18 protein-coding genes are annotated in these 24,087 nt (G+C 41.4%); 6 read left to right on the top strand and 12 right to left on the bottom strand.

Annotated features, from left to right (window positions below):
- Window positions 1–296 precede the first annotated feature (296 nt).
- Complete coding sequence (locus tag ACE1AT_RS29520) at window positions 297–701, top strand: response regulator (protein WP_096678560.1); 405 nt, start codon at window positions 297–299, stop codon at window positions 699–701.
- A 187-nt stretch (window positions 702–888) separates the two neighbouring features.
- Here ACE1AT_RS29520 and ACE1AT_RS29515 read toward each other — a convergent pair whose 3' ends face one another.
- On the bottom strand, window positions 889–1,773 hold the full coding sequence (locus ACE1AT_RS29515) for a tetratricopeptide repeat protein (protein ID WP_374874702.1): 885 nt from the start codon (window positions 1,771–1,773) through the stop codon (window positions 889–891).
- 563 nt (window positions 1,774–2,336) lie between these two features.
- Here ACE1AT_RS29515 and ACE1AT_RS29510 point away from each other — a divergent pair.
- The 3 genes from ACE1AT_RS29510 (at window position 2,337) to ACE1AT_RS29500 (ending at window position 6,117) form a co-directional block, all read left to right on the top strand.
- The gene (locus ACE1AT_RS29510; protein ID WP_374874701.1) at window positions 2,337–3,899 is read left to right on the top strand and encodes an efflux RND transporter periplasmic adaptor subunit; all 1,563 of its coding nucleotides are present in this window, start codon (window positions 2,337–2,339) and stop codon (window positions 3,897–3,899) included.
- A gap of 53 nt (window positions 3,900–3,952) precedes the next feature.
- Entirely contained in the window at window positions 3,953–5,224 is a 1,272-nt protein-coding gene (locus tag ACE1AT_RS29505) for an ABC transporter permease (RefSeq protein ID WP_374874700.1), read from the top strand.
- A gap of 230 nt (window positions 5,225–5,454) precedes the next feature.
- A complete protein-coding gene (locus tag ACE1AT_RS29500; RefSeq protein ID WP_374874699.1) occupies window positions 5,455–6,117 on the top strand; it encodes an ABC transporter ATP-binding protein in 663 nt (220 codons plus the stop codon).
- Window positions 6,118–6,127: 10 nt separating this feature from the next.
- On the opposite strand, the gene ACE1AT_RS29495 is transcribed toward ACE1AT_RS29500, so the two are convergent.
- From ACE1AT_RS29495 to ACE1AT_RS29480, 4 genes are all read right to left on the bottom strand, one after another.
- A complete protein-coding gene (locus tag ACE1AT_RS29495; protein ID WP_374874698.1) occupies window positions 6,128–7,441 on the bottom strand; it encodes a BamA/TamA family outer membrane protein in 1,314 nt (437 codons plus the stop codon).
- Between the two features lie 191 nt (window positions 7,442–7,632).
- The gene (locus ACE1AT_RS29490) at window positions 7,633–8,058 is read right to left on the bottom strand and encodes a DUF2358 domain-containing protein (RefSeq protein WP_374874697.1); all 426 of its coding nucleotides are present in this window, start codon (window positions 8,056–8,058) and stop codon (window positions 7,633–7,635) included.
- Window positions 8,059–8,069: 11 nt separating this feature from the next.
- Window positions 8,070–9,224 carry a glycoside hydrolase family 10 protein gene (locus ACE1AT_RS29485; RefSeq protein WP_374874768.1) on the bottom strand — a complete coding sequence of 385 codons (1,155 nt, stop codon included), beginning with the start codon at window positions 9,222–9,224 and terminating at the stop codon, window positions 8,070–8,072.
- A gap of 111 nt (window positions 9,225–9,335) precedes the next feature.
- The gene (locus ACE1AT_RS29480) at window positions 9,336–10,151 is read right to left on the bottom strand and encodes a DUF1206 domain-containing protein (protein ID WP_374874696.1); all 816 of its coding nucleotides are present in this window, start codon (window positions 10,149–10,151) and stop codon (window positions 9,336–9,338) included.
- A 391-nt stretch (window positions 10,152–10,542) separates the two neighbouring features.
- On the opposite strand from ACE1AT_RS29480, the gene ACE1AT_RS29475 reads away from it, so the two are divergent.
- Complete coding sequence (locus ACE1AT_RS29475) at window positions 10,543–11,406, top strand: alpha/beta fold hydrolase (protein ID WP_374874695.1); 864 nt, start codon at window positions 10,543–10,545, stop codon at window positions 11,404–11,406.
- A 3-nt stretch (window positions 11,407–11,409) separates the two neighbouring features.
- Window positions 11,410–12,000 carry an Npun_F5749 family FMN-dependent PPOX-type flavoprotein gene (locus ACE1AT_RS29470; RefSeq protein ID WP_374874694.1) on the top strand — a complete coding sequence of 197 codons (591 nt, stop codon included), beginning with the start codon at window positions 11,410–11,412 and terminating at the stop codon, window positions 11,998–12,000.
- Between the two features lie 198 nt (window positions 12,001–12,198).
- Here ACE1AT_RS29470 and ACE1AT_RS29465 read toward each other — a convergent pair whose 3' ends face one another.
- From ACE1AT_RS29465 to cysE, 7 genes are all read right to left on the bottom strand, one after another.
- The gene (locus ACE1AT_RS29465) at window positions 12,199–12,672 is read right to left on the bottom strand and encodes a chemotaxis protein CheW (protein WP_374874693.1); all 474 of its coding nucleotides are present in this window, start codon (window positions 12,670–12,672) and stop codon (window positions 12,199–12,201) included.
- Window positions 12,669–15,701, bottom strand: coding sequence for a response regulator (locus ACE1AT_RS29460; protein ID WP_374874692.1), 3,033 nt, complete (start codon window positions 15,699–15,701; stop codon window positions 12,669–12,671). Before ACE1AT_RS29460 ends, ACE1AT_RS29465 begins: the two co-directional genes overlap by 4 nt.
- A 191-nt stretch (window positions 15,702–15,892) precedes the next feature.
- Complete coding sequence (locus ACE1AT_RS29455; protein ID WP_374874691.1) at window positions 15,893–19,756, bottom strand: GAF domain-containing protein; 3,864 nt, start codon at window positions 19,754–19,756, stop codon at window positions 15,893–15,895.
- Between the two features lie 32 nt (window positions 19,757–19,788).
- Window positions 19,789–20,337: a chemotaxis protein CheW gene (locus tag ACE1AT_RS29450; protein WP_374874690.1), complete on the bottom strand. Its 549-nt coding sequence runs from the start codon at window positions 20,335–20,337 to the stop codon at window positions 19,789–19,791.
- An 8-nt stretch (window positions 20,338–20,345) separates the two neighbouring features.
- Window positions 20,346–20,711 carry a response regulator transcription factor gene (locus ACE1AT_RS29445; RefSeq protein ID WP_374874689.1) on the bottom strand — a complete coding sequence of 122 codons (366 nt, stop codon included), beginning with the start codon at window positions 20,709–20,711 and terminating at the stop codon, window positions 20,346–20,348.
- Window positions 20,712–20,966: 255 nt separating this feature from the next.
- Window positions 20,967–22,157: a response regulator gene (locus ACE1AT_RS29440; RefSeq protein WP_374874688.1), complete on the bottom strand. Its 1,191-nt coding sequence runs from the start codon at window positions 22,155–22,157 to the stop codon at window positions 20,967–20,969.
- An 852-nt stretch (window positions 22,158–23,009) separates the two neighbouring features.
- A complete protein-coding gene (cysE, locus tag ACE1AT_RS29435) occupies window positions 23,010–23,777 on the bottom strand; it encodes a serine O-acetyltransferase (RefSeq protein ID WP_374874687.1) in 768 nt (255 codons plus the stop codon).
- Between the last annotated feature and the right edge of the window lie 310 nt (window positions 23,778–24,087).

Here is a 24,087-nt window from a genome sequence, read left to right as displayed (position 1 = left end):
TCATTACAAAATCTTGATAGTTATACGATCAAAAGCAGTAGTATTATCCTTGATATCCGGGATACACATTGATTACTCAGAAGGAGATACATACGATTTTGGATTCCCGATTTTAGTATTTTAGATTGCTCAAAAGGTATCCACTTTAATCATGGATGGGGATAAAATCCAAGTTAATAATCCAAAATCCATAGACGCGATAGCGGCTTCTCGTTCACGTAGTGTTCCCCGCAGGGGTAGAGTAATCCAAAATCTAAAATTTCTGTTATCCCCTCACCTCTAAAAGTCAAATTCTCATGAAAACTGTTTTGATTGTCGAAGATGATCTGATTAATGCTCGCGTTTTTTCTAAAATTTTGACCAAACGCGGTGGACTGGAAGTAAAACATACTGAAAATGTGGAAGAGGTAATGAGAATTGCCCAAGCGGGAGAAGCAGACATTATTTTAATGGATGTTTCTCTTTCAAGAAGTGTTTACCAAGGTAAGTCCGTTGATGGGATCAAAATTACACAACTGCTAAAATCCGATCCGCAAACTGCTACTTTACCAATTATTCTCGTGACAGCACACGCAATGGAGGGCGATCGCGAAAATTTTCTCAAGCAAAGCGGTGCTGATGGTTACATCTCTAAGCCTGTTGTTGATCATCAACTTTTTGTTGATCAGATCATCGCACTACTGCCTAAAGATAATTCGTAATGATACACCCCTTGAACTAAAACGGTTGCCCATTTAGTCTATTGGGCTACCGCTTTTTTGACTATTTAATATATATGTACTATTAGATAGCACTTTTGGGCAAGTGGTAGGGGAAGGCAAATCAGTTATCAGTTATCAGTTATCAAATTAAACTGGTAACAGTTAACTATTAACTGATCCCCAATCCCTACTGCATCGGCTGTGGTGTGGGAGTTGTATTTTCCCCCCTTTGCTGTAAGGCTGCTTGAATGCGGGGTAATTCTAAGAATTTTTTGGTATCCGCAAGTAAGCGATCGCCCCAGAGATTTTCTTTGAGAAAATCGATATCACCATAACGGTCATCAACACGGAGTGCTGTTTCACCCATCGCTAGACCTTTTTGCCGTTCGCCTTTATTGTAAAGTGCTACAGCTAGAGCCAATAAAGGTTCTGCGGCTTGCTTTTCAATTGTGACAGCAGATTGCCATTGCTGGATAGCTCCTGCGACATCACCTTGTTCGTACTTAATTAAACCAATATTGTTAATTGCAGGCCAGAATTTTTTATCTTGGGAGACTGCTTGATTGTACTGGGCGATCGCATCTGGGTATCGACGCTGCATATAGTAGGCATTACCCAAATCAAATAACCCCTCTGGGTCATTGGGTTTTAACTTTAGACCCTGCTGAAAATAATCAACAGCAACATCGTATTTTTTTTGTTGAAAGTTGGCTGAACCCAAAGCAAACAGAACATCACCATTTTTTGGATTCAGAGACTGGGCTTTTTTTAAAGCTGCGATCGCAGGATCTAATTCTTTGGTTTGTAAATATAAACCGCCTAAGAGAAACCAAACTTTATCACTTTTAGGAGCTAATTGAGATGCTAGCCGCGCTCTAGGCATAGCCATTTCGTATTGTTGAAACTGCGCTAGTTGTGCTGCTTCTTGTGCTAAACCCAACCCTTGCTGTTCCAGTTTGGCTGTATCGAGTTGCAATGTATGAGGTATTAATGCCTGTGCATGAGCAGCTTTAGGCATACTCCACAAACTACAGACAACAATCAGAGAAATTAAACCAATCCGTTTCGGCACACTACCGCCTCTCTGCCACGATGAATGAATCTTTCAGATAGCTTAAACGATCTCCGCTCGTGTGTGTGCAATAAAAGTTTACAAAAAAAGGATCGGGGAACGGGGAATAGACAAACAATGCTGAGTATCAAAGACTCGTCAGCGAAAGACGGCTCTTAAGCCCATCCATGACTTTGGTCACGTACTAATTTGTGACCTTTGCACCATGTAATTGCTGTAAGCAATTTATACGATAAATTTATTATCCTTCTTGCAGAAGCCGGGCCAAGGGGAAACAATGAGGCAAGTGTAAGGGAAAATGAGAAAAAGAGATAAATCTCAAATTTAAAACTTTTATCGCTTAACCCTTTACTTTTTCCCTTCTTGATTTACCCTTGAACCGTTTCCCAATTACTAGTCAACACTCAGAGGGAACAAGGAAAGGATCGGAAAGTGTGCGAAGTGGGGAAGACAACGCCAGAAATATTGCCCCCTTGTCCCCCTTGGCCCCCTTGTCCCCCTTGTCCTCCTTGTCCCCCTTGTCTCCCCCGTTCCCTCTTCTTTTTACACAAAAAATTATAGAAATGGCTTCTAATACATCTAAGCCTGTAGATTCCTTACTATCGCTGCCAAATATCAAAAAAAAAGTCAAAGTTGCTTGGTTTCCGTGGCTAGCCATTCTCTTACTAATAGGTGCTATTAGTTTCTTAGTTTATCGCCAACTAGTTGTTGTTCCGACTCAGGAAGCTAGACGCAAAACTTTTACACTTCCTGTAGAAAGGCAAACTTTACCAATCAAGGTTTCTGCAAATGGAACCGTAAAACCGGAACGATCAATCAACATCAGTCCTAAAAACTCAGGCTTACTGAAAAAACTTTTAGTGAAGGAAGGAGATACAGTCAAACAGGGGCAAATACTTGCTTACATGGATGACTCAAATCTCCAAGGACAACTCATCCAAGCCCAAGGACAATTGGCACAAGTCCAGGCAAATCTACAGAAGGCAGAAGCAGGTAATCGTCCCCAGGATATTGGGCAATCACAAGCCCAACTAGATGAAGCACTAGCGAATCTACGTAAAGCTCAAGCAGGTAATCGCACTCAAGATATTGCCCAAGCAGAGGCACGTTTAAAACAGGCTCAAGCTACTTTGAGTAAGGCAGACGATGACCTGCGCCGCAATCAGAAACTCTACACGGATGGCGCTATTTCTCTGCAAACTGTAAATCAAAAACGTGCAGATCGTGACAGCGCCCAAGCCCAAGTCAATGAAGCCCAACAGGCTTTGGCGTTGCAAAAAGCAGGATCGCGTCCCGAAGATATTCAGCAATTACAAGCTGTGGTGAAGCAAAGACAAGAGGCTTTGGCATTATTAAAAGCAGGGTCACGCCAAGAAGATATTAACGCCGCCCGTGCCGCAGTCACTTCTGCTCGTGGTTCGCTGCAAAATATCCAAGCCCAAATTAATGACACGATTATCAAATCACCTTTTGATGCTGTTGTTACTAAGAAGTATGCTGACCCTGGTGCTTTTGTGACTCCTACAACCTCAGCCAGTTCTGTTTCCTCAGCAGTGTCTTCTTCAATTTTGTCCTTGGCTTCTACGAATCAAGTTGTCGCGAATATAGCTGAGACTAATATTGCTCAAATCCGTCTTGGTCAAAAAGTCACAATTACAGCAGATGCTTATCCAGGTAAAACCTTTGAGGGTCGAGTTAGTCAAATTGCTGCCCAAGCCACAGTAGAGCAAAATGTTACTAGTTTTGAAGTGAAAATAACTATTACCTCAGACTCGCAAAATTTATTACGGTCTGGGATGAATGTAGAAACAGAGTTTCAAGTAGGTCAATTACAAGACGCGATCGTTGTACCGACTGCTGCTGTGGTACGCCAACAAAATGCTACAGGTGTATTTGTAGCTGGAGCAGATAACAAACCTAAGTTTACTCCCATTCAAACTGGTGTCACTGTCAATAACTTTACCGAAGTAAAATCTGGCTTGAAAGGTAATGAGAGGGTGTTGCTGAGTTTTCCTCCTGGTTCACGACCCCAATCAACACCTAGAGGAATGTTTCCGGGGATGTCTGGTGGTGGTAGAAATAGTGGTGGCAGAAATACTGGTGGTGGAAATCCTCCGCCGATGTAGAGTTAGATATTTATTTTTATTTTCAATTTCAATCAGTATTAAATATAACAAGCATGTTTAAGGCTTTTAATAAGGGTAAAAGTGCTTATCAATTGCCACTGACTGAAATATTGTCAATGGCGACAGAAGCTCTATGGAGTAACAAATTACGCACTGGGTTAACGATGCTGGGCGTAATTATTGGGATTTCCTCAGTAATTGCTATTACTTCTGTGGGTCAGGGTGTACAAAAGGCTACTGAGCAACAAATTCAGGCGTTAGGTACAGATATTCTGCAAGTTTTTGCTGGTTCTGCTAGAAGCGGAAATGTTCGCCAAGGGCTGGGTTCTAGTAGTACTTTGACTTGGGAAGATGCAAAAGCGATCGCTAAACAAGCACCATCAGCTCAACTTGTTTGTGCTTATTTACAACGCAGCGCCCAGGTTGTCTACGCAGGACAAAACACATCCACGACAATTTATGGCACAGATTTAAACTATCCAGAAGTCAGAAACACTCACCCGCAATCAGGGAGATTTTTTAACCAAGAGGAACTTGATACCGCCAAGCAAGTTGCTATTTTAGGCCCCACAGTCCAAAGAACCCTATTTGGCGAAGGTGTCGATCCCATCGGTGAAAAAATCCGTATTCAAGGAGAAGCCTATGAAGTAATTGGAGTGATGGAACCTAAAGGTTCTCAAGGGCCAATGGATCGGGATGATCAAATTTTTATTCCTCTGACCAGTATGTCAGCAAGACTTGTTGGCAACAATGCTTTAAATGGTGTTTCTGTAAATGGAATTTTGCTGAAAGCTAGTAATGAAGAGCAATTAGAAGCAGCCCAGTTTCAAGTCACTAATATTTTGCGTCTGCGCCACAACATTTTTCCACCACAAACAGATGATTTTCGGATTACCAACCAAGCTGATATCGCCAACACCTTTACTAACATTGTAGGTTTATTCACTGTTATGGTGGTAGCGATCGCTGGTATTTCTTTATTTGTTGGGGGGATTGGAATTGCAAATATTATGCTCGTTTCCGTCGTTGAACGCACACGAGAAATTGGGATTCGTAAAGCACTTGGTGCAACCAATTCTGCTATCCTCAACCAATTTTTAACGGAAGCGATCGTCATATCTGCTTTGGGAGGAGGTATTGGGATTGCAGGAGGTGTGATTATTGCTGCTGCTGCTGCTGCTATTTTCAAATTTCCTTTTGTGATCTCTCCTTTATCAATCATCGCTGGCTTTGGACTCTCGTTTACAGTCGGGTTATTAGCCGGAGTCATACCAGCACGCAACGCGGCTAAGTTAGATCCGATTGCTGCTTTGAGGAGTGATTAGGGATCGGGATTGGGGTTCTAAACCTAAATAGACCTCTTGCATAAATCCTCAAAACCCCGTTCTGGGTTAATTTTGCTTTGTGTCTTGGTGTCTTGGTGTCTTGGTGTTTAAATAAATTTCATTGAAACACCAAGACACTAAGACACTAAGAAGACTTGTTTTTTTGGGTTACACCTTAGCTTGAAGTTTCGAGTTCTAAACCTAAATCACCAACAAACAACTATAAAAAAATGATTTGGATGGAATCTATTACTAAAGCTTACCAACTTGGGGATGTGCATGTGCCAGTACTCAAGGGTATTAATCTGGCTATTGAGGAAGGGGAATATGTCGCGATTATGGGTATGTCTGGTTCTGGGAAATCGACGTTGATGAATATTATCGGCTGTTTGGATCGCCCTACAAGCGGACAATATGTTTTGGAAGGCAGAAATTTGACGACTTTTGGTGATGATGAATTGGCGTATATTCGTAATCAACGGATTGGTTTTGTTTTCCAACAATTTAATTTGTTACCACGGGCGACGGCGTTAGAAAATGTTATGCTGCCGATGGTTTACGCTAATATACCAAAGTCAACACGCCGTCAAAAAGCGATCGCAGCTTTGACTAGAGTTGGTTTAGAAGACCGGATTTTCAACCGTCCCAGTCAACTTTCTGGAGGACAACAGCAACGAGTAGCGATCGCGCGTGCTTTGGTAAATCGACCTGCTTTGGTTTTAGCAGATGAGCCAACGGGAGCATTGGACACTAAGACTTCTGAAGAAGTGATGGAATTACTGACAGAATTAAATGACCAAGGAATCACGATTGTGATTGTCACCCACGAGACAGATGTCGCAGCGCAAACAAAAAGGATTATTCGGGTTCAGGATGGTTTGGTTGTAGGTTGATTTGAGAAGATCAAAAACGCTGACCGATACCAAAGTGAAATTTGCTTTCACCTTGGTCATTGATTCCGTAGTCGGCGCGAAGTAAGCCCAAGGGTGAATTGAAGCGTATACCTGCGCCGTAACCAAAACCAATTCCTGGTTTACCATGTACTCCTGCTGGGTTCCCTAGTACAGTGTCACCAGAACCTAAATTAGAGGCGAAGTCACCAAACAAAACGCCACCGAAATTTTGCCACACAGGAAAGCGGTATTCTGCGGAAGCTAATACGTAACTCCGACTATTACCAAGTTGACCAGAATCATAACCACGTACAGAATTTGATCCGCCCAAATTAAATTTTTTCTGGGACGCTGAATCACCAATCACAGTTCCTGCTTGCAGGTTGACAGCAAATACTTGTGGCTGTTGCGAATCAAATAATTTAATTGGCACAAATCGACTATAATTCGCCTCTAAGCGATTTATGGAAATTTCACCCTTACCGATGGAAATTGATTGTTCTGTTTGCAAACGTAAAACAGATCCTTGAGTTGGGTTAGTGGGATGATCCCGGTTGTCTTTGCCAGCACTAAAAGATACAGTTGTCAAGTCGTCAATGCCTGTACCACTAAAAGATAAAGGATTACCTTGAGCATCGAAAGGGGTAATTTTGCGATCGCGATCTTCCGGATCTGTGATATTGACACTCAAAATTCCTTCACGACTGGGTGTGATTGATAACACCCGCGCTACTTTGTCACCGTTGTCAGCGTACCATTGATTGATTTGCTGGACTGCTTGCTGTAAGTTAGCAGGACTAATTGGTTTACCGACTAGAGATTGAAATGGTTTTAAAGCTTCTTGATAGTTAAGGACTTTTGCACCAGGAAATTGGAGCGATCGCACTATAATTGGTTGCACTTGATAAACTACATTTAAACCCGCTTTGGTACTTTGGCTATTGACGCTAACATTAGCAAATAAACCAGTATCTAAAATTGCTGCTACATCTTGTTGTAATTGAGTTTGGCTAGTTTCGCCGCCCACTTGAGTTTTAATTATCTTGCTAATGATCTGCTGTAATTCTGGTGTCGCACCAACAACTTGTACATCCGTAGCTGTCACAACTAAATTATTGTTTTGGGAGAACTGCGAAACTGTAACTGTTTCCGGTGATGCGATCGCATTTGTTTGTGTAGAGGTGACTTCGGTTGTTTGCACTACTACATTTGTAGTTGTTTGATTCTGTGGGGAATCATTAGTAGGTGCAGCAGTTGCTTGCTGAGTCACATTGCTAGTGGCTAAAGTGGCTAAAGTAAAAATTGCAGCATAAGAAATTCGCATAATTAATCAAGCCTGATTGACAGGAAGTTAGCTTGTATTTGTTTATAGAGAATAAGCAATGGTGATAATACTAACTACCAGTCCTCTCCCATTCCTTACGGATAAAACAGAAGTAATTTTTCGTTTCTGTTCGTAGTAAGCACTTTAGTGCTTATTGAAGCGCTTTAGTGCTGACTAAAAACCTACGACTTCTAATTTTTCCCTTTACGAAAAAACTGCTGTAAAATTTCTCCAGGTTTTCTATCCCAAGTATCGATATGCTCGTAAATTAAAGCATCTTGATTGAGTTTATAGGTAGAATAGCCATTGAAAAATATCTGTGCTTTCCAGGGAACACGTAACACACCACGCACAGTCCATGTTGCGAGGATGATATCTTCGGCTGACTGAGATACATCATGTAAGTCAAAATAAATCTCGCTGAAAAATAAGCGAGCATGAAAACGTAAAGTCCAGAAGATAATGCGGTAATTTATTTTGCCTTTAAATTTATTAACTGGGTCTTGAAAATATATATTTTGTGTATAAATATCGTAGGAAATATCTTTCTCAAATAATGTCGGTAAATCCTGTCGTAGAATCTCTATATTTTGATCAACTTGCGATTGATAATCCACAACTATTGCCTCTAAAAAATAGCTTTAAAAAATCTCAGTAATCTTTGCCACATAGAAGACAATTCTATTCTATCCGCACTCGGTCTATTTAAATCCGCAACAGTAGGGAAAGTCGCTAATTGAGCATAAGGCCCTTTTCGTAATACCTCCGCCAGAGCATTATTATTTGCTCGCAAACCTTCATAGAAAAAGAATACTTCTCCTGCCATCCCGCAATTACGATTAAATTCAATTACCTGTAAAAGTTGTTTAGCACTGATTTGATAGGAACCTATTTTCATTAAGATTCCTGGTGCTAATCTTGCTAATTCTTTACTCGATAATTGCTTGTTGATTAACTGCTCAAGTGTACATCGATAACTAAAAATATCACGCCGATATATTTGTGGATGCAAGATATCAACTAGCCCTCGTTCTAACCAAGTCTGTGAATCTTGCAAATATTCTTGGAATCCCCAACCAGGAATACTAGGAGCCATTGAGACTATTAAATTCGGATTTATTGCTTTGACTGATTGATATAAACGAGCCAGAAATTCTGTCAGCATGTCAGCACGCCACTTTAACCACTGATCATCTTTGGGATTTCGTGGGGGATTTTTACCAAACTGCTGGTTGTAAAGTTTTACAGTGAATTGGTCATAACCGCCTTCGCAAGGTAATGCAGGTAGGCGATCGTCACCTTGAATACCATCAACTTCGTAATTTCGTACAACTTCTAGGATTAAACTCAACATGAAATTTTGGACTTCTGGGTTGAGAGAATTCAACCACTCGAAGCCATTTTTCTTGAGTAAATTACCATTGCAATCACGTGCAGCCCATTCTGGTTTTTTCGCTAACATTGATCCGCCATTCATTTTGTAGGAACTAGCGAATCCATATTCAAACCAAGGAATGACTTTAAGACCAACTCGATGGGCGGCGGTTACTACTTCTGCTAACGAGTCACGTCCCAAAAATGATGAATCAATTTCTGTACCGAAGGTCTGTTGCATTACTTGACTCGGATATAGTGTTGCTCCCTTACCCCAAACAACTGGAAAGACAACATTAAAACCTGTCTCGGCGAGAAAATCCATCGCTTCTGCAATGCGTTCCTGAGAATGCAGAACCTTGCTATCAGTAGTAGTCAGCCAAACACCTCGAATTTCAATAATTGCCATATTTTTAGTATACTTAGTGTCTACCTTACGGAAAGCCGCTAGCATATCTATGTGCCTTGGTGTTGAAGAAATATTTAACCACTAAGACACCAAGACACAAAGAATTTTGATTTAATTTGTTGCTAGCTGACTATAGCGTGCTTGCACTACCATATATACGCCATAAGCAATCAAACCTAATGACACGATACCCAAAAGCCAAGGTCCATAAGGCTGTTGCGCTAGGGTTTGTAATGCTTGGTCTAAACCTCCTGCTTGAGTTGGATCATACTGGGTTGCTGCTTGAATCAAAAACCAGCCAATAATGCAGAATACAACACCCCGCGCAGCTACGCCAAATCTGCAAATAGTCATTACCCATTTACGTTCTGTGTTGCTCAATTCTGTGATGTTGAGTTTTTTACGAATTTGTTTACTAAAAGCTTGATAAAACTGATAGAATCCTAGACTAATGATCAATGCTCCAATAGTTCCAATGAGCCATTGACCAAAGGGTTGAGAAAGTATACGTGCTGTCCAATCTTGTGTAGAGTTACTATTACTATTTCCACCAGTGCCAAGAGCAAGTTTGATAGCAGTCAAAGCTAAACCAGCATAAATAAAGCCGTTAATTGCATAACCAATTCTTTTTGCTATTCCTTTGGCATCTGTTCCATTATTTTCTGGATCTTTTATCGCTTCTACAAAACGCCAAATCACATATCCGATTAAGCCAATTGCTATTAAAGCTAGTAAAATTTGACCGAATGGCTGTTTGACTATTTCTTGAAGTGCGCCCTGAGAACTTGTGGTTTTTCCACCGCTTCCGACTGCTGCTTGCAATGCAAGAAATCCGACAACAGCGTATACTATTCCTTTGGATATATAACCAAATCTAGCTAGGCGCTCAATCCAAGTTGATGGATGGTGTATTAATTGCTGGGTCATAGTTGTTTGAATATAATTATAGCTATGGTTTTATCAAGGTTAAGCTATGATTTTCATCCATCTTAAGGAGAATTGCAGATTTTCAAGAGACTGATTTATGAATTTAACTTGTTGCGAGAAAATTATCTCTTTACTTTTTAATGTAGATGTCAAGTGGCTTCCCAAAGGCTACTACTAAGAAGCTAAAATCATCCAGTAGGGAGGTAAGCAATTAAAATTATTTTATTAATTTAGATATTTACTAAATAAAATAAATTGTGTTATCTTAAATATAAAATTAGAAAATATAGTTAGTTTTCGCCCGTTAAAACAATACTTATTTCCTATTAATTCATTGAAATAAATAGTAATTAGCTCAAACGATAAATATTTATATGGAGGCGAATGAGTCATGCCTGTGATAGACGCTAATTGGCAACACGATTATATAACTACTAATGGAATTAAGCTGCATTATGTGACTCAGGGAGAAGGAGCATTGATGTTGATGTTGCATGGCTTTCCTGAATTTTGGTATTCGTGGCGGCATCAAATTCCTGAATTTGCGAAGTATTTTAAAGTCGTGGCTGTAGATTTGCGTGGGTACAATGACAGCGACAAACCCAAAGAGCAATCTGCTTACAGAATGGATGAATTTATTCGAGATATTAAGGGTTTGATTGAGGGATTAGGATACGAAAAGTGTGTTTTGGTTGGTCATGATTGGGGTGGTGCGATCGCTTGGTGTTTTGCCTATACTTATCCAGAAATGGTAGAGCGATTAGTTGTACTAAATATTCCTCATCCAGCCAAGTTAGCTGAAGGATTACGTACACCTGCTCAATTGCTCAAAAGCTCTTACATGTTTTTATTTCAACTACCTTGGCTACCAGAAGTCCTAATTCAATCATGGGATTATCAACTGATTGAAAATGCTTTTCAAGGTATGGCTGTTGATAAAAATGCTTTTAGCAAATCTGATATTGAAGCTTATAAAAATGCTGCTGCTAAACGCGGTTCATTGACAGCAATGTTGAATTATTATCGCAATATTTTTCAAGACCAAATGTTTAATAAAAGTTTGGGAATTTTAGAAGTACCAACGTTAATGATTTGGGGTGAAAGCGATACCGCACTTGGTAAAGAATTAACTTACGGTACAGAAGCTTACGTGAGAGATTTGCAAATTAAATATATTCCTAACTGTAGCCACTGGGTACAGCAGGAACGACCGGAATTAGTTAATCAATATATACAGGAGTATCTGGGGCTGTAACTTATGTCTATTGCTCCTTGGCGAAGTGCGATCGCTCGCGCTCTTCATCGCAACCGCAGCCTTGTTTACGCTCGTTACTTACAACTCGCAACAGTTAAAGATGATGGTCGTCCTACTAATCGGACTGTGGTATTTCGTGGCTTTTTAGAAGATACCAATCAGCTCAAATTTATTACTGATGACCGTAGTGAAAAAGCTACTCAAATCCTACTAAAACCTTGGGCAGAAGTTTGTTGGTATTTTCCTAACACACGCGAACAATTTCGGATAAGTGGCTGTTTAACTCTGGTGAGAAGTGATTATTTTGACCCAATATTACAACAAGCCCGGATGAATACTTGGCAAGAACTGAGTGATCCTGCACGTATACAGTTTGCTTGGCCTCATCCTGGTAAACCCAGGAAAATGGAGGATCAGAAAGCTTTTGTTCTACCACAACCTGATCCAGTACATCCATTACCAAATTTTTGTTTGCTACTACTAGACCCATTCAAAGTAGACCATCTAGAATTGCGTGGTGAACCACAAAATCGCTGGCTCTATCGCTACGATGATCAGCAAAAAGAATGGTCTATACAGGCTATTAATCCATGAGATCGCTTGCTATTTTATATTGATAATAGAGTTCGTAGTGAGCGCTTCAGCGCTCCTAGAGGACTAAAGTCCACCCTACGGGTAGACACGTAGACGGACGAAGTCCGGCTTCTCGTAGAGTAGTGGCTTCTGTTCCCCGAAGGGGTTCCCGTAGGGTAAGTAGCCGCTCTTACGAGCGTCTACACTACAAACCTCCCATCACCCAGCAAAGTTGGTGTGGTGGAGTGCTAATTGCAAGTCTAATAAAAAAATAGTTTTTGTAGCTTTTTCTTGTGCAACGACAACAGCGTGACTAACAATCTTCAGCAAACCAGACTGATAGTAAGACTGTGATAGTGGCTGCATCATTTCTAGGGACAACTCTATCAAATCGGGTGGTTCATATATGAGAATTCCGCAGAGTTCTGCTTGAGAAATGGGCGTAATTAGTAAAAAAGATTGGCTTTGTGGTAATTGATGTACACTTTCTATGCCTAAGTACTGATGCAAATCTAAAACTCGAATTATGTGGCGACCAATCTGGATTAGTCCCATTTTACTGAGTTTGTGATTATCTCCAACAGGACAAGTCACAACCTTTAATACAGCTTTAATTGGTAGCGCCAAGCAGTAATCTGCCACTGTAAAAGTAATAAACTTTTCTGCTGGGGACTGATTTTGGATAATTTTCATGCGTCCTTCTCAAGCAGATTTGCCACCATAGCTAATAGTTTTTGTTCCATATAGGGCTTGGTCATGTATGCAGTAGCTCCTAATTGCAAAGCCAGCGAGCGGTGTTCTTCGCTACTTTGAGATGACAGGATTAACACGGAAATATCTGCTAAACCAGGAATTTGTTGACGGGATCGGAGAAATTCAAATCCGTTCATCCGAGGCATTTCGATATCACAGATTACCAGTTGAATGTCGCTGAGGTGCTGAAACTGCTCGATTCCTTTGTGACCATCCTGTGCTTGAAATACACAGTAGCCAGATTTTTGAAGAGCGATCGCTACAGATTGGCGTGTAGTTAATGAGTCATCGACGATCAAAATTCTTGCACTTGCTTTGGGATCAGACTCTGAAGCAGAGAGTGCTGGTATGACAGTATGAGACTGAGACAGCAGTGCTTGTTGAGAACTTTGTGGAAGCAACGAGGGTACTGATTTTGCCCAAATTCTCGAAATTTGGTCATCGTGCTGTTTCGCAAGAATTTTCTGTAGTAATATTCCCCCATCTATCACCAACGCCAACTCACCGTCAGCCATAATACTAGCACCGTGAACATAATTAGGTGCTGCAATCATTGCTCCCAAAGGACGAATCACCAATTCCTGCTCTCCAATGAGTTGCTCGACTTCTAAGCCCAAAAGTTGATCTTGACAACGAATCAATAGTATGGAGTGTGGGAGAGCAGGGGTGGGGGGATAAGAAAGGGGAAAAGTCGGAGAATTGTAATTTAGAATACTCGCAAGTGAGTAAATTGACACTAATTTTTGATCCATCTCCTTACCCCATCGGAGAAATTTGTTACCATTGCGCTCTTGAATCTGACTAGGTGTAGGAATCAGAATTTGTTCAACAGCATCATCAACAAAAGCATAGTTTCTGCAACCAACCCCACAGATCAATAACTGAGCGATCGTCAAACTTAAAGGAATCTGCAATATGAATTTCGTACCCTGATGTAGTTCAGAATTAACTGTGATTTCGCCCTGAAGAGATTTTAACTGGTTCCGCACGACATCAAGTCCAATACCACGCCCAGAGAGGTCATTGACTTGGGACGCTGTGGAAAAACCCGGTTCAAACAATAAATTAGTCAGCTGAGTCTGATTCAGATGATTTACCTCTTCAACAGAGATAAGTTGTCGTTCTATTGCTCGTTGTCGGATCTGATCGAAATCTAAACCATTTCCGTCATCCTGTACTTCAATTACCAGGTATTTGCTTTGGTGATAGGCGGAAATTGTGATTTCACCCTTTTCTGGTTTACCTCGCTGTTGACGCACTGTTACAGGTTCAATACCATGATCAAAGGCATTGCGTACTAGGTGTAGTAAGGGGTCAAATAGCTTTTCTGCTACAGCCTTATCGACTAGAACTTCATTTCCATACAGTTGCAACGAGATCGGCTTATTGTAGAGGGTTTCTAGCTGTTGCAGAATCTGGGGAAAGCGACCAAATATCTCACCTAGAGTTAACATCCGGGCTTCGATTAAGGTACCTTTAGTGATGTTCAGCAGTTGCTGCTGTTTTTCTGATGTTTGCTGAGAGGATCGATTCAGCAGATCAATAGCTTCAGCAGTTTCTGCTAGTTGCACCGTATGATCTAGAAGTGACTGAATCAGGTAAGCACTGTCACTGTGCTTTTGTGTCCACGAATGAGAGTGAGTAGGCACAATTCCTGAAGATCGGATATTCTTAGAGGCTTGGCGGGCTTTTTTGCTAGAGGATTTGGCAGTAGTTTGCGATCGCTCTAGCAAGCTCATCTGACGCTTGTACTGGTCTTGAAGTTGAATGAGAAGTTTTTGATGCTGTTTTATTTGGTTGAGAAGGGTTTTATTGCTAGCTTGTAGCTGTTCGATCTGAAGCGACTGGTGATTTTGGTTAGTGACTAATTCTCCAATCGAGTAATTGAGTTCGTCTAGATGCTTAACACTCACCCGGACTGTAGGAGATGGTGAAACTTGATCTTTGACAGGTAGAGGATTTATAGGACTAATCGATTGCTTCGGTTCAGGGTAATTGTAGACGGGACTGAGGTCTTGCTCCCAGTTCGCATCTGGTTCTAATTGTGTAAATGCTTCTAAGTGTTGGTTGAAAATTGGCTCAATTGGGCTTGTCTGTTGCCCCCAGATGCTTTCTATAGAGGGAATTTTTTGCTCATCGTCGGTTTCAGAGACAGAGGTCAAAAAAAGTGTCTCAGACTCAGTGGTTTGCATAGCAAGTTGTTGTAACTCACTCGAAGGTTCACCACCTTGGACGCGATCGCCTGCTAGTACCGCCGCTTGTCCGGCTTGTAAGTCTTTGAGAGCAAGTTCAGCGATGACTACTGCTTGGTGGGGGTGGTTGTCCAAAGCACTAAGTACTGTTTGGGCGATCGCTCCAAATCCCGATAGATTCAAAGACTCAGCTAAACCCAGGAAAACTTCAGCTTGAGTCCGCAATCGGGAGGCGATTTCTTCGGGCTGACCATTGTCTAAAATCGTGGCAATTTGCTCTAAGCGCTGAGTCACGCCCACTTCAAATAGGGATTGGGTCAAATCGAAGCCTAACTCGGCTGAGGTCGGAAGGTGTGCTTCCTGAGCAAAAAAGTCTCCTAATTTTTCTTGCAGTCGGGCAAAGATAGCAGCAGTTCGATCTAAAATTTCAGCCTGATTCACCGAACCACCAGTCAGTTCAGCAACTAAAGGGAGTCGCAGACATTCAAATCCCTCAAATAGTAAGGCTTCAACTTCTGGATCAATGACCACATTGGGTTGACACAGGGCTTTAAAAATATCTTCTAAAGAATGAGCTACCGTGGCAATGGTTTCTAATCCCACGCTCGTTGCTGCTCCTTTCAAAGTGTGGGTAGCCCTCATCAAGTCATTGACTTGATTGATATCACAATTTTCTCTCAGGTTCAACAAACCTTGTTCCAAAGCTTGTAAAAGTTCTGGTGCTTCTTGCAGAAAGTATGGATACGTTTGCTCACGAATAGTCGGGTCTAGGGACATGCAATTTTGGAATTTGGATTTACTATCTGGGGGATTGGGGACAAAACAAGTCAAAAGTCATAGACGCGCAAGCGACTTCCCGAAGGGTAAGTCAAAAGTCAAAAATTTCTTAATTATGCCCAATGACCAATGACCAATGACCATTGACACTTGACCATTGACTAACAACCAACTAAACAAAAGTCATTGACTTAATTGACTTTGAATTGTTCGCTTTTGGATTGGAGGTCTTGGGCTGTTGCTAGTAGTTCTTTGAAAGATGCGGAAATTGTTAGAGAATCTTTAGAGGTTTTGTTGGCAATGGCTGCAACTTTTGTCATGATTTGAGTCACTAATTGACATTGCTGGGTCTGTTGTTGGGTTGTCTGAGTGATACCCGTGACTCGTTGGCTAATTTGAGTTGTGGCGTTGACGATCGCATTGAGATTCTGACGAGCTTCATTCACAACAGTAGTTCCTGATGCTACCTGTTGAATACCTATTTCCATGGCCCTAGAAACTTCTACTGTATTCAGTTGAATTTCCTGCACGAGTTCCTCAATTTCAGTAGCTGCATTTGCAGACTGACGAGCGAGCGATCGCACTTCGTCAGCAACGACGCTAAAACCACGCCCAAACTCTCCGGCGCGGGTAGCTTCGATTGATGCATTCAAAGCTAGCAGTTGAGTTTGGGTTGTAAACCCACTGATCAAGTTAACGACTTTGGAAATTTTCTGAGATGATTCGGAAAGGCGCAGCAGTCGCTGGTTGGTTTCGATCACTGTTTCTCGGATCTCTTCCATCTCATCAACAGTGCGGTCAATGGCTGCATCCCCTGCCATCACAGTCTGGTTTGCTTGTTGGACTGCGGCTTCAACTTCCTGAGCATTCATTTTTACTGCTGTGGTCGAGCTAACCATCATCTGAATTTGTTCGAGGGCTTGTTCGAGAGCTTGGAATTGCTCTTGGGCTTGAGCTGCAAGCTTAGTAATCGCAGAGCCATTTCCTTGAGAGATTTGAGTTACCTGATTTGCAGCGCTTTGCATTTGGGTGACGATTTGCCGTAAGCTGCTAATCGTGTTGTTATAGGCATCAGCAACAGTACCCACCTCTGTATCTGTCACAGGAGCGCGGACGGTGAGATTACCTGCTAATGCAGGTCGGACTGCTGTAAGTAATTGAATCACTTCCTGTTGCAGTTGTTCTTTGACACTCTTGTCTCGATAAGCAACTTCCGCTAATTGCTGTGATTGCTGTTGCAGTTGCTTTATATACTCTCCTTGCTGGATAGCAATGTTGAGTTGAGCAGCAATTTGTTTGACAAATTCGACATCTGTTTCCTGCCAATGGCGAGGCCCGCTACACTGGTGGATGCAAAATAATCCCCAAAGTTCTTCCCCTTTAAGTAAGGGTACAACTAAGTTACCTCGTACCTGAAATTGAGAAAGAACATCGATATAACAATTCGGGATATCTGCTTGATAAATATCATCGATGACACAGAAGCGTCCCTTTCTGTATTGTTCAGCCATCTGTTTGCTGAAGCAATGATCTGTGACTTTGACTGCTAAGGCTGAAACATAACCTGGTCTGACATCTTCGGCAATGGTTTCTCCGTCGCGGTAGTTAGATGCGCTGTCAAATTTGAAGAGGGCAACGCGGTCAACTTCCATGAAATTACGGATTTCTCTCGCCGTGGTTTGAAAGGTTTTCTGTAAATCGAGGGACTGGCGAATTCGATCAATTGTCTTAGCAATTAAATGTTCTCGTTCAGCTGTCTTGGTCAACTGTTCTGATGTAGTTTGCAGTTGTTCGATGTAGTCTATTTGCCGCATTGCTACATCTATCTGCACGGAAATTTGTTTCAAAGCTCTGACTTCAACATCTAACCATGAACGAGGTTCACTGCTTTGATAAACGCCGAGTAGACCCCAGAGATTGTTACCTTTGAAAATAGGTGTGATTACATAAGCTTTAACTTCTATTGCTTCCAAATTTTCGATCGCATCTGGAGCATAACCAGAAGTATAAATATTATTCACCACTAAGCTTTCACGGTGGCGATGCAAATCTTCTGGGTTTGCAAAGACAGCTGCTGTATGGGACTGTTGCCAAGTATCCAAGCCTTTGATTACTGACTCTGTAACCAGCTCGCTACTGCCATCGGTATGATAACGATAGATGGCGACGCGATCGCATTTCAGTAATAGCCTAACTGCTTGGCTGGTAATGCGAAAAATAGTGTTCAAGCTCTGGGACTGGAGAATCTTAGGAATAAGTTGGGCGACTGCGTGGTCTATTTGAGCAGCTTTAGCCATCTGCGTGGCTTGTGTCTCTAGCTGTAAAATGTATTCTCGATTTTGCAGAGTTTCGCCTAACTGTTGAGCAATCCCACTGAGCAAGGTGACATCAATTTCTAGCCAATGCTTAAATTTGCTGTGTTGAAATGCACTTAATAAACCCCAGAGTTTTTCTCCCTGTTTAATAGCAACAATCAGGCAGGATTTAACGCCAAAGTACTCTAAGGTTGTTAAATGGCAATCAGTCAAACCAGCAGTGTAGACGTTATTAATCACATATGGTTCGTTGTTGCGAAATCTGCCACCCTGGTGTTCTTGGATATAGGTGTCTTCCCAAGCGCTACCCACCAGCTTGGGCCAGCCACCAGACTCGGACTCAAAAATAAAGTCACCGAAATAGTCTGGGCGAAATTTATAAATGGCGACTCGCTCTACACCCAATAATTGTCGCACTTCTTGCACGGCGATTTCGCAAGTGCGGTCTATGTATGAGGCAGAGTTCATCTTTTGGATGATAGTGGGAAGTGACTGTTTATACTTTGCTGTTTTAATCTTTTCTTCCAACAACTCTATCTGCTGTAAAGCTACTCCCAAATGACTACTAAACTGAGTCAGGAGTTTAATTTCATCCTCTAGCCAGTGTCTAGAATCGCTGTGTTCATAAGCACAGAGCAAACCCCAAAGTTCTTGTCCAACAAAAATCGGAGCGATCGCACAAGCTTTAATATCGAAGTTCTCAAAGGCTTCTAAATAACAACTACTACCACCAACAATACGGTTAACATCATCTACTACGTAGGGTTGATTGTCGCGAAATCGACCACCTTGATGCTGCTGAAGATAAGTATCTTTCCAAGTCTGACCAACTATTGAGTGTAAATTCACAGGTTTAGACTCAAAGACAAAATCTCCGAAATAGTCTGAGTGGAACTTGTAAATAGCAACTCGCTCGACGTTGAAGAGTTTCTGTAGCTCCCTAGTTGTAGTCTGGAAAATGTTTTCCAAATCCATTGTCTGGCGGGTCTTTTCGCTGACGCGGGTTAATGCTTGCTGTTCGTTGCGAAAAATTAATGACTGCAAACTTAGCCTCAGTTCCGTCACAATCTGGTAGAGTAGGCTGATTTCCTGGGCTTCCCATTGGCGGGGATGGGAACATTGTTGCACTACCAACAAACCAAATAATTTATCTCTCACAAATATTGGTAAGCTTAGGCTGGCTTGCACCTGAAACTGTTTGAGCAGTTGGCCTTGGTAGGAAGTCAGAGATGTATTGGCAATATCGTCAATTGCAATAAATGGTTGTTGCTGATAGTCCTCTGGCTGGTTGGCTCCAAAGGCAATTATCGGTAAAGATTCCTTCAGGGTGGGTGTATAGCCATTAACCATCGACTCTGCTAAGACAATACCTTGGTTTTGGGTCTGAATGCGGTATAATAATACTCTATCCAATTGCAAGTATTGCTGGATTTGAGTAACTACAGTTGCGAACAGAGTATCAATTGTTTCTGTCTGGCGCATTTGGTTGGCAATGGTAAACAACCAATCCAGACTGAGAGAATTTTGGCTCCGGGATGGTAAATCACTGCTGCCACTACTTCTGAATGATGAGTTACCAAAAAAAACAGGGTTGAATCTTGATTCTGATCGCTCTAAGTTCTGCATAGTTGCATTTTGATTAACGTCGTCCAATTGATATAAGGGTGGTGAATTGACATCCTGGGTTAAATCTTCAGTTTGTTCGGTAATTTCTTGGTTGTCTTGGGTATCACTTTTCATGAGTTGCTTCATGAATCGTGCAATTGGAGAATTTAAGGCTCTCTCTCCTGATGGTTTTTCCATAGAGGGCAATGAATAATGGCTTGGAGGTCTAAGACAGCATCGCTGCACCCAGGTAGAATTCCTTGGATCAGTGGTATAAGATCAGGTGGAAATAATCCAAATGGCACTACTTGCAGTTGCTCTAAGTCGTGTAATTCAATGTCGTTGACTTGTTGGACTGCAATTCCAAGTGATTGGTGATTGATTTGCACTACTATGACTGCTATGGCAGTTGAAATTGGCTGCAACTGCCATAGGGATGGATAACCAACAAAGTTGTTAAAATCCAACAGCCAAAGCATTTCTCCCCGCCAGTTGCAAATTCCGATGATGCAATCTGGCATATCCGGAATAGGCAGAATTTCTGCCAAATTGATTTGGATAATTTTGGCGATTTGCTCTAAAGGTAACAGCACGCTGTTTTGGATTCCTAAAGGGAAGCGGAGTAGACGCACTCTAGTGTCAGGGGGAAGTGGATCTAATATCAATGCTTCCAGGCTGTTGCTTGCTATTAGCTGTGAGTCAGATGATTGCATCATTGCATCTCCTACACAGTTGTTAAGCGCAAGACAGTGTTTGTCAATTCTTTTTGATCTACTGGTTTGGGGAGATAAGCATCCGCCCCCAACATCGCGCCCCAAAGTTTGTCAACTTCTGTTCCCTTTGTCGAGCAAATCACAACCGGAATTTGGGAAGTACTAGTATGAGTCTTTAGTTCACGGCAAAGTTCAAAGCCACTCTGCCCAGGTAAAATGACATCGACAATTACCAGATCCGGTTTTTGCTGACTGAGCTTAATTCGAGCTTCTTCACAATTTGTGGCACTGACTACTGATAGACCAGCTTGCCTAAGATAATGAGTCAGTACTTCCGTTTCTGTCAAACTATCTTCAACTAAAAGAACCGTGATCATATTTTTATTGTGATACGTGACCAAGTCCCTTTGGGACGGGGGTAAGGGGTTAAGGGTATAGGGGTGTAAGGGAAACATGAGTTCCAAATCTTGGTTAGAAGCCTCTCCTTTGAAGGAGAAAAAACAAAAAGATGTGTTTTGAGATCCATAGTGCGAAAAACACGGTGTTTTTGTTTAAAACCTCATCCCTTAATTTAAGGGTGGAGTCTCCTACACCCTTATACCCCTATTCCCCTACACCCCTAGTTATCCCTATTAAGCAGATAAAGGCGAAGCTGGTAAATATTGCCGCAAAGCAGATAACACCTTTACAGGCTCGATTGGCTTTGCTAAAAACCCTGAAGAACCAACGATTTTTGCCCGCACCCGATCAACAATACCATCACTGCTGGTAATAATAATTATCGGGATGTTTTTAAATGATGAAATACGGCGGATTTGAGCGCACACTTCATAGCCGTTTGCTACAGGCATAAGTAAATCCAAAAAAATTAAATCAGGTTTATGCTCTAGCAACATTGGGAGTGCTTGTATGGAGTCTCTAATATTAATAAATCGATAGCCAGCAGGGGCAAGAATACGCCCCATCATCTCGCTATCAAATCGACTATCTTCGATGTAGGCAATTAGGGAGCCAGTGACGGGCTTAACGTAGAAGTTGATGTCTCCAACGTGGGTTAATCCGATCATGCCTTGGTTGACATAAGGCATGATCGACTGCGTTAAGGGTACTAGGGGTTGTCTTAACTTGGCAGCTAAATCTCTTAGTGTCCAATTGCCATTGGCCATCGTGGTCAGATTTTTGTAAACAGACTGTGAGGTATGTTGTTGCAGTCCTTCGTTGTCCCAAATCACGGGAGCCAGATTAGGAGAGAAGCCGGCTAAACCAGCTTTTTGCCAGATTGTCCAAGCTTTGAATGCATGTTGCCAAGCTTGATCAAGCTGGAGGGAAAGCAATTTTGAGTCAACTAGGTCTTGTGGAAATTTGCTGTAAGCAAGTTGCATTTCTCCATTTTGGCGGGGTAAATGTACCGCCTGGATAATATCGAACAGAATCTCTAATATGTTTCCTCCGATAATTGCTGCTAGTTTTCCTGGCGATATTTTTCCCTGTTTTACCTGATTTACTAAAGAACCATAATCCCAATTCTGAGGACGCTCTGTTTTTTGTTGGCACAAATCAGCAGCTAAATGTGGACAGTGTTGATGTAGTTGTCGATTCCAACGACGCAACGGATGTAATTCACCGGCGCTCCAAATTAAACAACCCTGGTGAAAAAATAAACTCCATATTGCTGTTTGGTTGCCTGAAAAAGTAAAATCCAGCCGCCCGGAAATTTGCTCACGACTACAAATCTGAATATATTTTGCTAGATCATCGCTATTTTCTATTTTGTAAATAGCTATTGGCAGATCTATGGATCTGACAGATAAAGGAGTCAACATTGTAAAAATTTTATACTTGAAATTAAGTTTATGTTTAGTAGCAGCCCCAGATATTTTTCATGAAAATTATGCATGGAATTATTGATGTGATTCCATGCTGTATATACTCAGTTATCGGCAGCATCCCAAATATTCAAAAAACCTGCCTGCGATCGCGATCGCAGTCTCATAACTAAAATCTGCTTAAGCAGACTGCTTAATTTTTTTGAGTCGTATAAAGACGACTTGTGCTATGAGCCAAGGGTTTAAATCCTTAGCGGTATATTGAAAAAATTGGGATACTCCCCTTAGTTATCGATATCGAGCAAAAGTACTTATCTCCTGTCGGGGATAAGCTTAATCAGAACTCTATGATTATTGAATAGATGTATCGCACCCTTTTATTTTAATTACCTGGCACCCCTCACTTTAAGAGTTATAAACTTCAATCTAGCCTTTAAATACAAACATAAATCTACGGTAATGCAGTTTGATTTATGAACTCACTCATCAACAAAGGTTACAAATAATAGGGAACAGATAATGTCAAGAGTACTGATTTGTTAATCAAATCTGATATACATATATCAGAATACATAGTATATATCCAAAATTAAATATTATCAATTACCAAACAAATATTAACTGCATTTATATTAATTAGCTATTCACTGTCAGGCGATTATCAAGTTATTAACTAATAATTGATGTAGAAAATTACTGATATCTTTTATTTGTACATGATCGAGCATTTCTAACAACAAGTACAGGAACGTCAAATATTATACAATAATTATGCAAATAAGAAGGCGTATTTAACATTTCCTAAATGCTAAATACGCCCATCATCAACTAATAACTAGCAACTAAATTTCAAATTCCGGCTCCGTCCAGAAACTCTTGAATAGCTTTATCTCTGAGATTGCAACACACACCATCTTGTAATTTTTCACCCTCGTTTTGGGTAGATAATTGACTTACTAAAACAAGAGTTTTGGTATCTGACTGGTTTTGCTGTAGGCTTTGTATCTGTTCTTCTAACAACTCGAGGCGATCCACTAAAGCGCGAATTACTTCTGCTTCCGAGTCTGGTAAATTACTGTGTTCCAATGGAGCGACGCGCACGCCTGAACGATAAATAATGCGACCTGGTATACCAACAACAGTGCAATTAGAAGGTACATCTCTCAAAACAACTGAACCAGCACCAATACGTACATTATTACCGATTTGGATATTACCTAATACTTTTGCACCTGCACCAACTACAACATTTTCACCCAAAGTCGGGTGGCGTTTACCACTTTCCTTGCCAGTACCACCCAGAGTGACACCTTGGTAAATCAGCGTATAATCTCCTACAATGGCTGTTTCACCAATAACAACCCCCATCCCATGATCAATAAATACACTTTTACCAATCACAGCACCAGGGTGAATTTCAATTCCGGTTAAAAATCGGGCAACATGGGAAATTAAACGGGGTATAAAGGGAATACCAACATGATGCAACCAATGAGCCAGCCGATGAAATAGCAGAGCTTGTAAACCAGGGTAGCAAAACAATACTTCCAACCAGTTACGGGCAGCTGGATCACGTTCAAAGATAATGCGAAAATCAGCAAGGAGTGTAGACAGCACGCTTTAGAACCCTCTGTTTTGCCAAACAAGCTACACTCTATTTTAACCTTCTTGGGTGTTGTTTGTTGGGGATTGGGGATTGGGGAAGGTGGGGTCCCCTCTGGGGATAAGGGGCAATGGGGATTGGGAATTGGGAATTGGGAATTGAAAAGAATTTTGGATTTCAATCTAAACCACGTCTACTTTGAGAACTGTAGTTTTGTAGGTTGGGTGTAGCGACAGCGAAACCCAACATTATAGTCCAATACGGTTCAGTTAAGAAGAAATGTAGGTTGGGTTGAGTGCAAGCGAAACCCAACAAAGCCTTGAT

The sequence above is a fragment of the Pelatocladus sp. BLCC-F211 genome, assembly GCF_041928655.1.
Classification (GTDB): domain Bacteria; phylum Cyanobacteriota; class Cyanobacteriia; order Cyanobacteriales; family Nostocaceae; genus Pelatocladus.
Note: the sequence above shows the minus strand (reverse complement) of the source record. Positions and strands in the feature narration are given on the sequence as shown.

Bases quoted from the DNA above. Each gene is read 5' to 3' on its own strand.
- ACE1AT_RS29460 (WP_374874692.1), bottom strand. From the start codon at position 15,701: ATGTCCCTAGACCCGACTATTCGTGAGCAAACGTATCCATACTTTCTG.
- ACE1AT_RS29440 (WP_374874688.1), bottom strand. From the start codon at position 22,157: ATGTTGACTCCTTTATCTGTCAGATCCATAGATCTGCCAATAGCTATT.
- ACE1AT_RS29520 (WP_096678560.1), top strand. From the start codon at position 297: ATGAAAACTGTTTTGATTGTCGAAGATGATCTGATTAATGCTCGCGTT.
- ACE1AT_RS29475 (WP_374874695.1), top strand. From the start codon at position 10,543: ATGCCTGTGATAGACGCTAATTGGCAACACGATTATATAACTACTAAT.
- ACE1AT_RS29485 (WP_374874768.1), bottom strand. From the start codon at position 9,224: ATGGCAATTATTGAAATTCGAGGTGTTTGGCTGACTACTACTGATAGC.
- ACE1AT_RS29445 (WP_374874689.1), bottom strand. From the start codon at position 20,711: ATGATCACGGTTCTTTTAGTTGAAGATAGTTTGACAGAAACGGAAGTA.
- ACE1AT_RS29495 (WP_374874698.1), bottom strand. From the start codon at position 7,441: ATGCGAATTTCTTATGCTGCAATTTTTACTTTAGCCACTTTAGCCACT.
- ACE1AT_RS29500 (WP_374874699.1), top strand. From the start codon at position 5,455: ATGATTTGGATGGAATCTATTACTAAAGCTTACCAACTTGGGGATGTG.
- ACE1AT_RS29455 (WP_374874691.1), bottom strand. From the start codon at position 19,756: ATGAAAAGTGATACCCAAGACAACCAAGAAATTACCGAACAAACTGAA.
- ACE1AT_RS29470 (WP_374874694.1), top strand. From the start codon at position 11,410: ATGTCTATTGCTCCTTGGCGAAGTGCGATCGCTCGCGCTCTTCATCGC.
- ACE1AT_RS29480 (WP_374874696.1), bottom strand. From the start codon at position 10,151: ATGACCCAGCAATTAATACACCATCCATCAACTTGGATTGAGCGCCTA.
- ACE1AT_RS29510 (WP_374874701.1), top strand. From the start codon at position 2,337: ATGGCTTCTAATACATCTAAGCCTGTAGATTCCTTACTATCGCTGCCA.
- ACE1AT_RS29505 (WP_374874700.1), top strand. From the start codon at position 3,953: ATGTTTAAGGCTTTTAATAAGGGTAAAAGTGCTTATCAATTGCCACTG.
- ACE1AT_RS29465 (WP_374874693.1), bottom strand. From the start codon at position 12,672: ATGAAAATTATCCAAAATCAGTCCCCAGCAGAAAAGTTTATTACTTTT.
- ACE1AT_RS29450 (WP_374874690.1), bottom strand. From the start codon at position 20,337: ATGATGCAATCATCTGACTCACAGCTAATAGCAAGCAACAGCCTGGAA.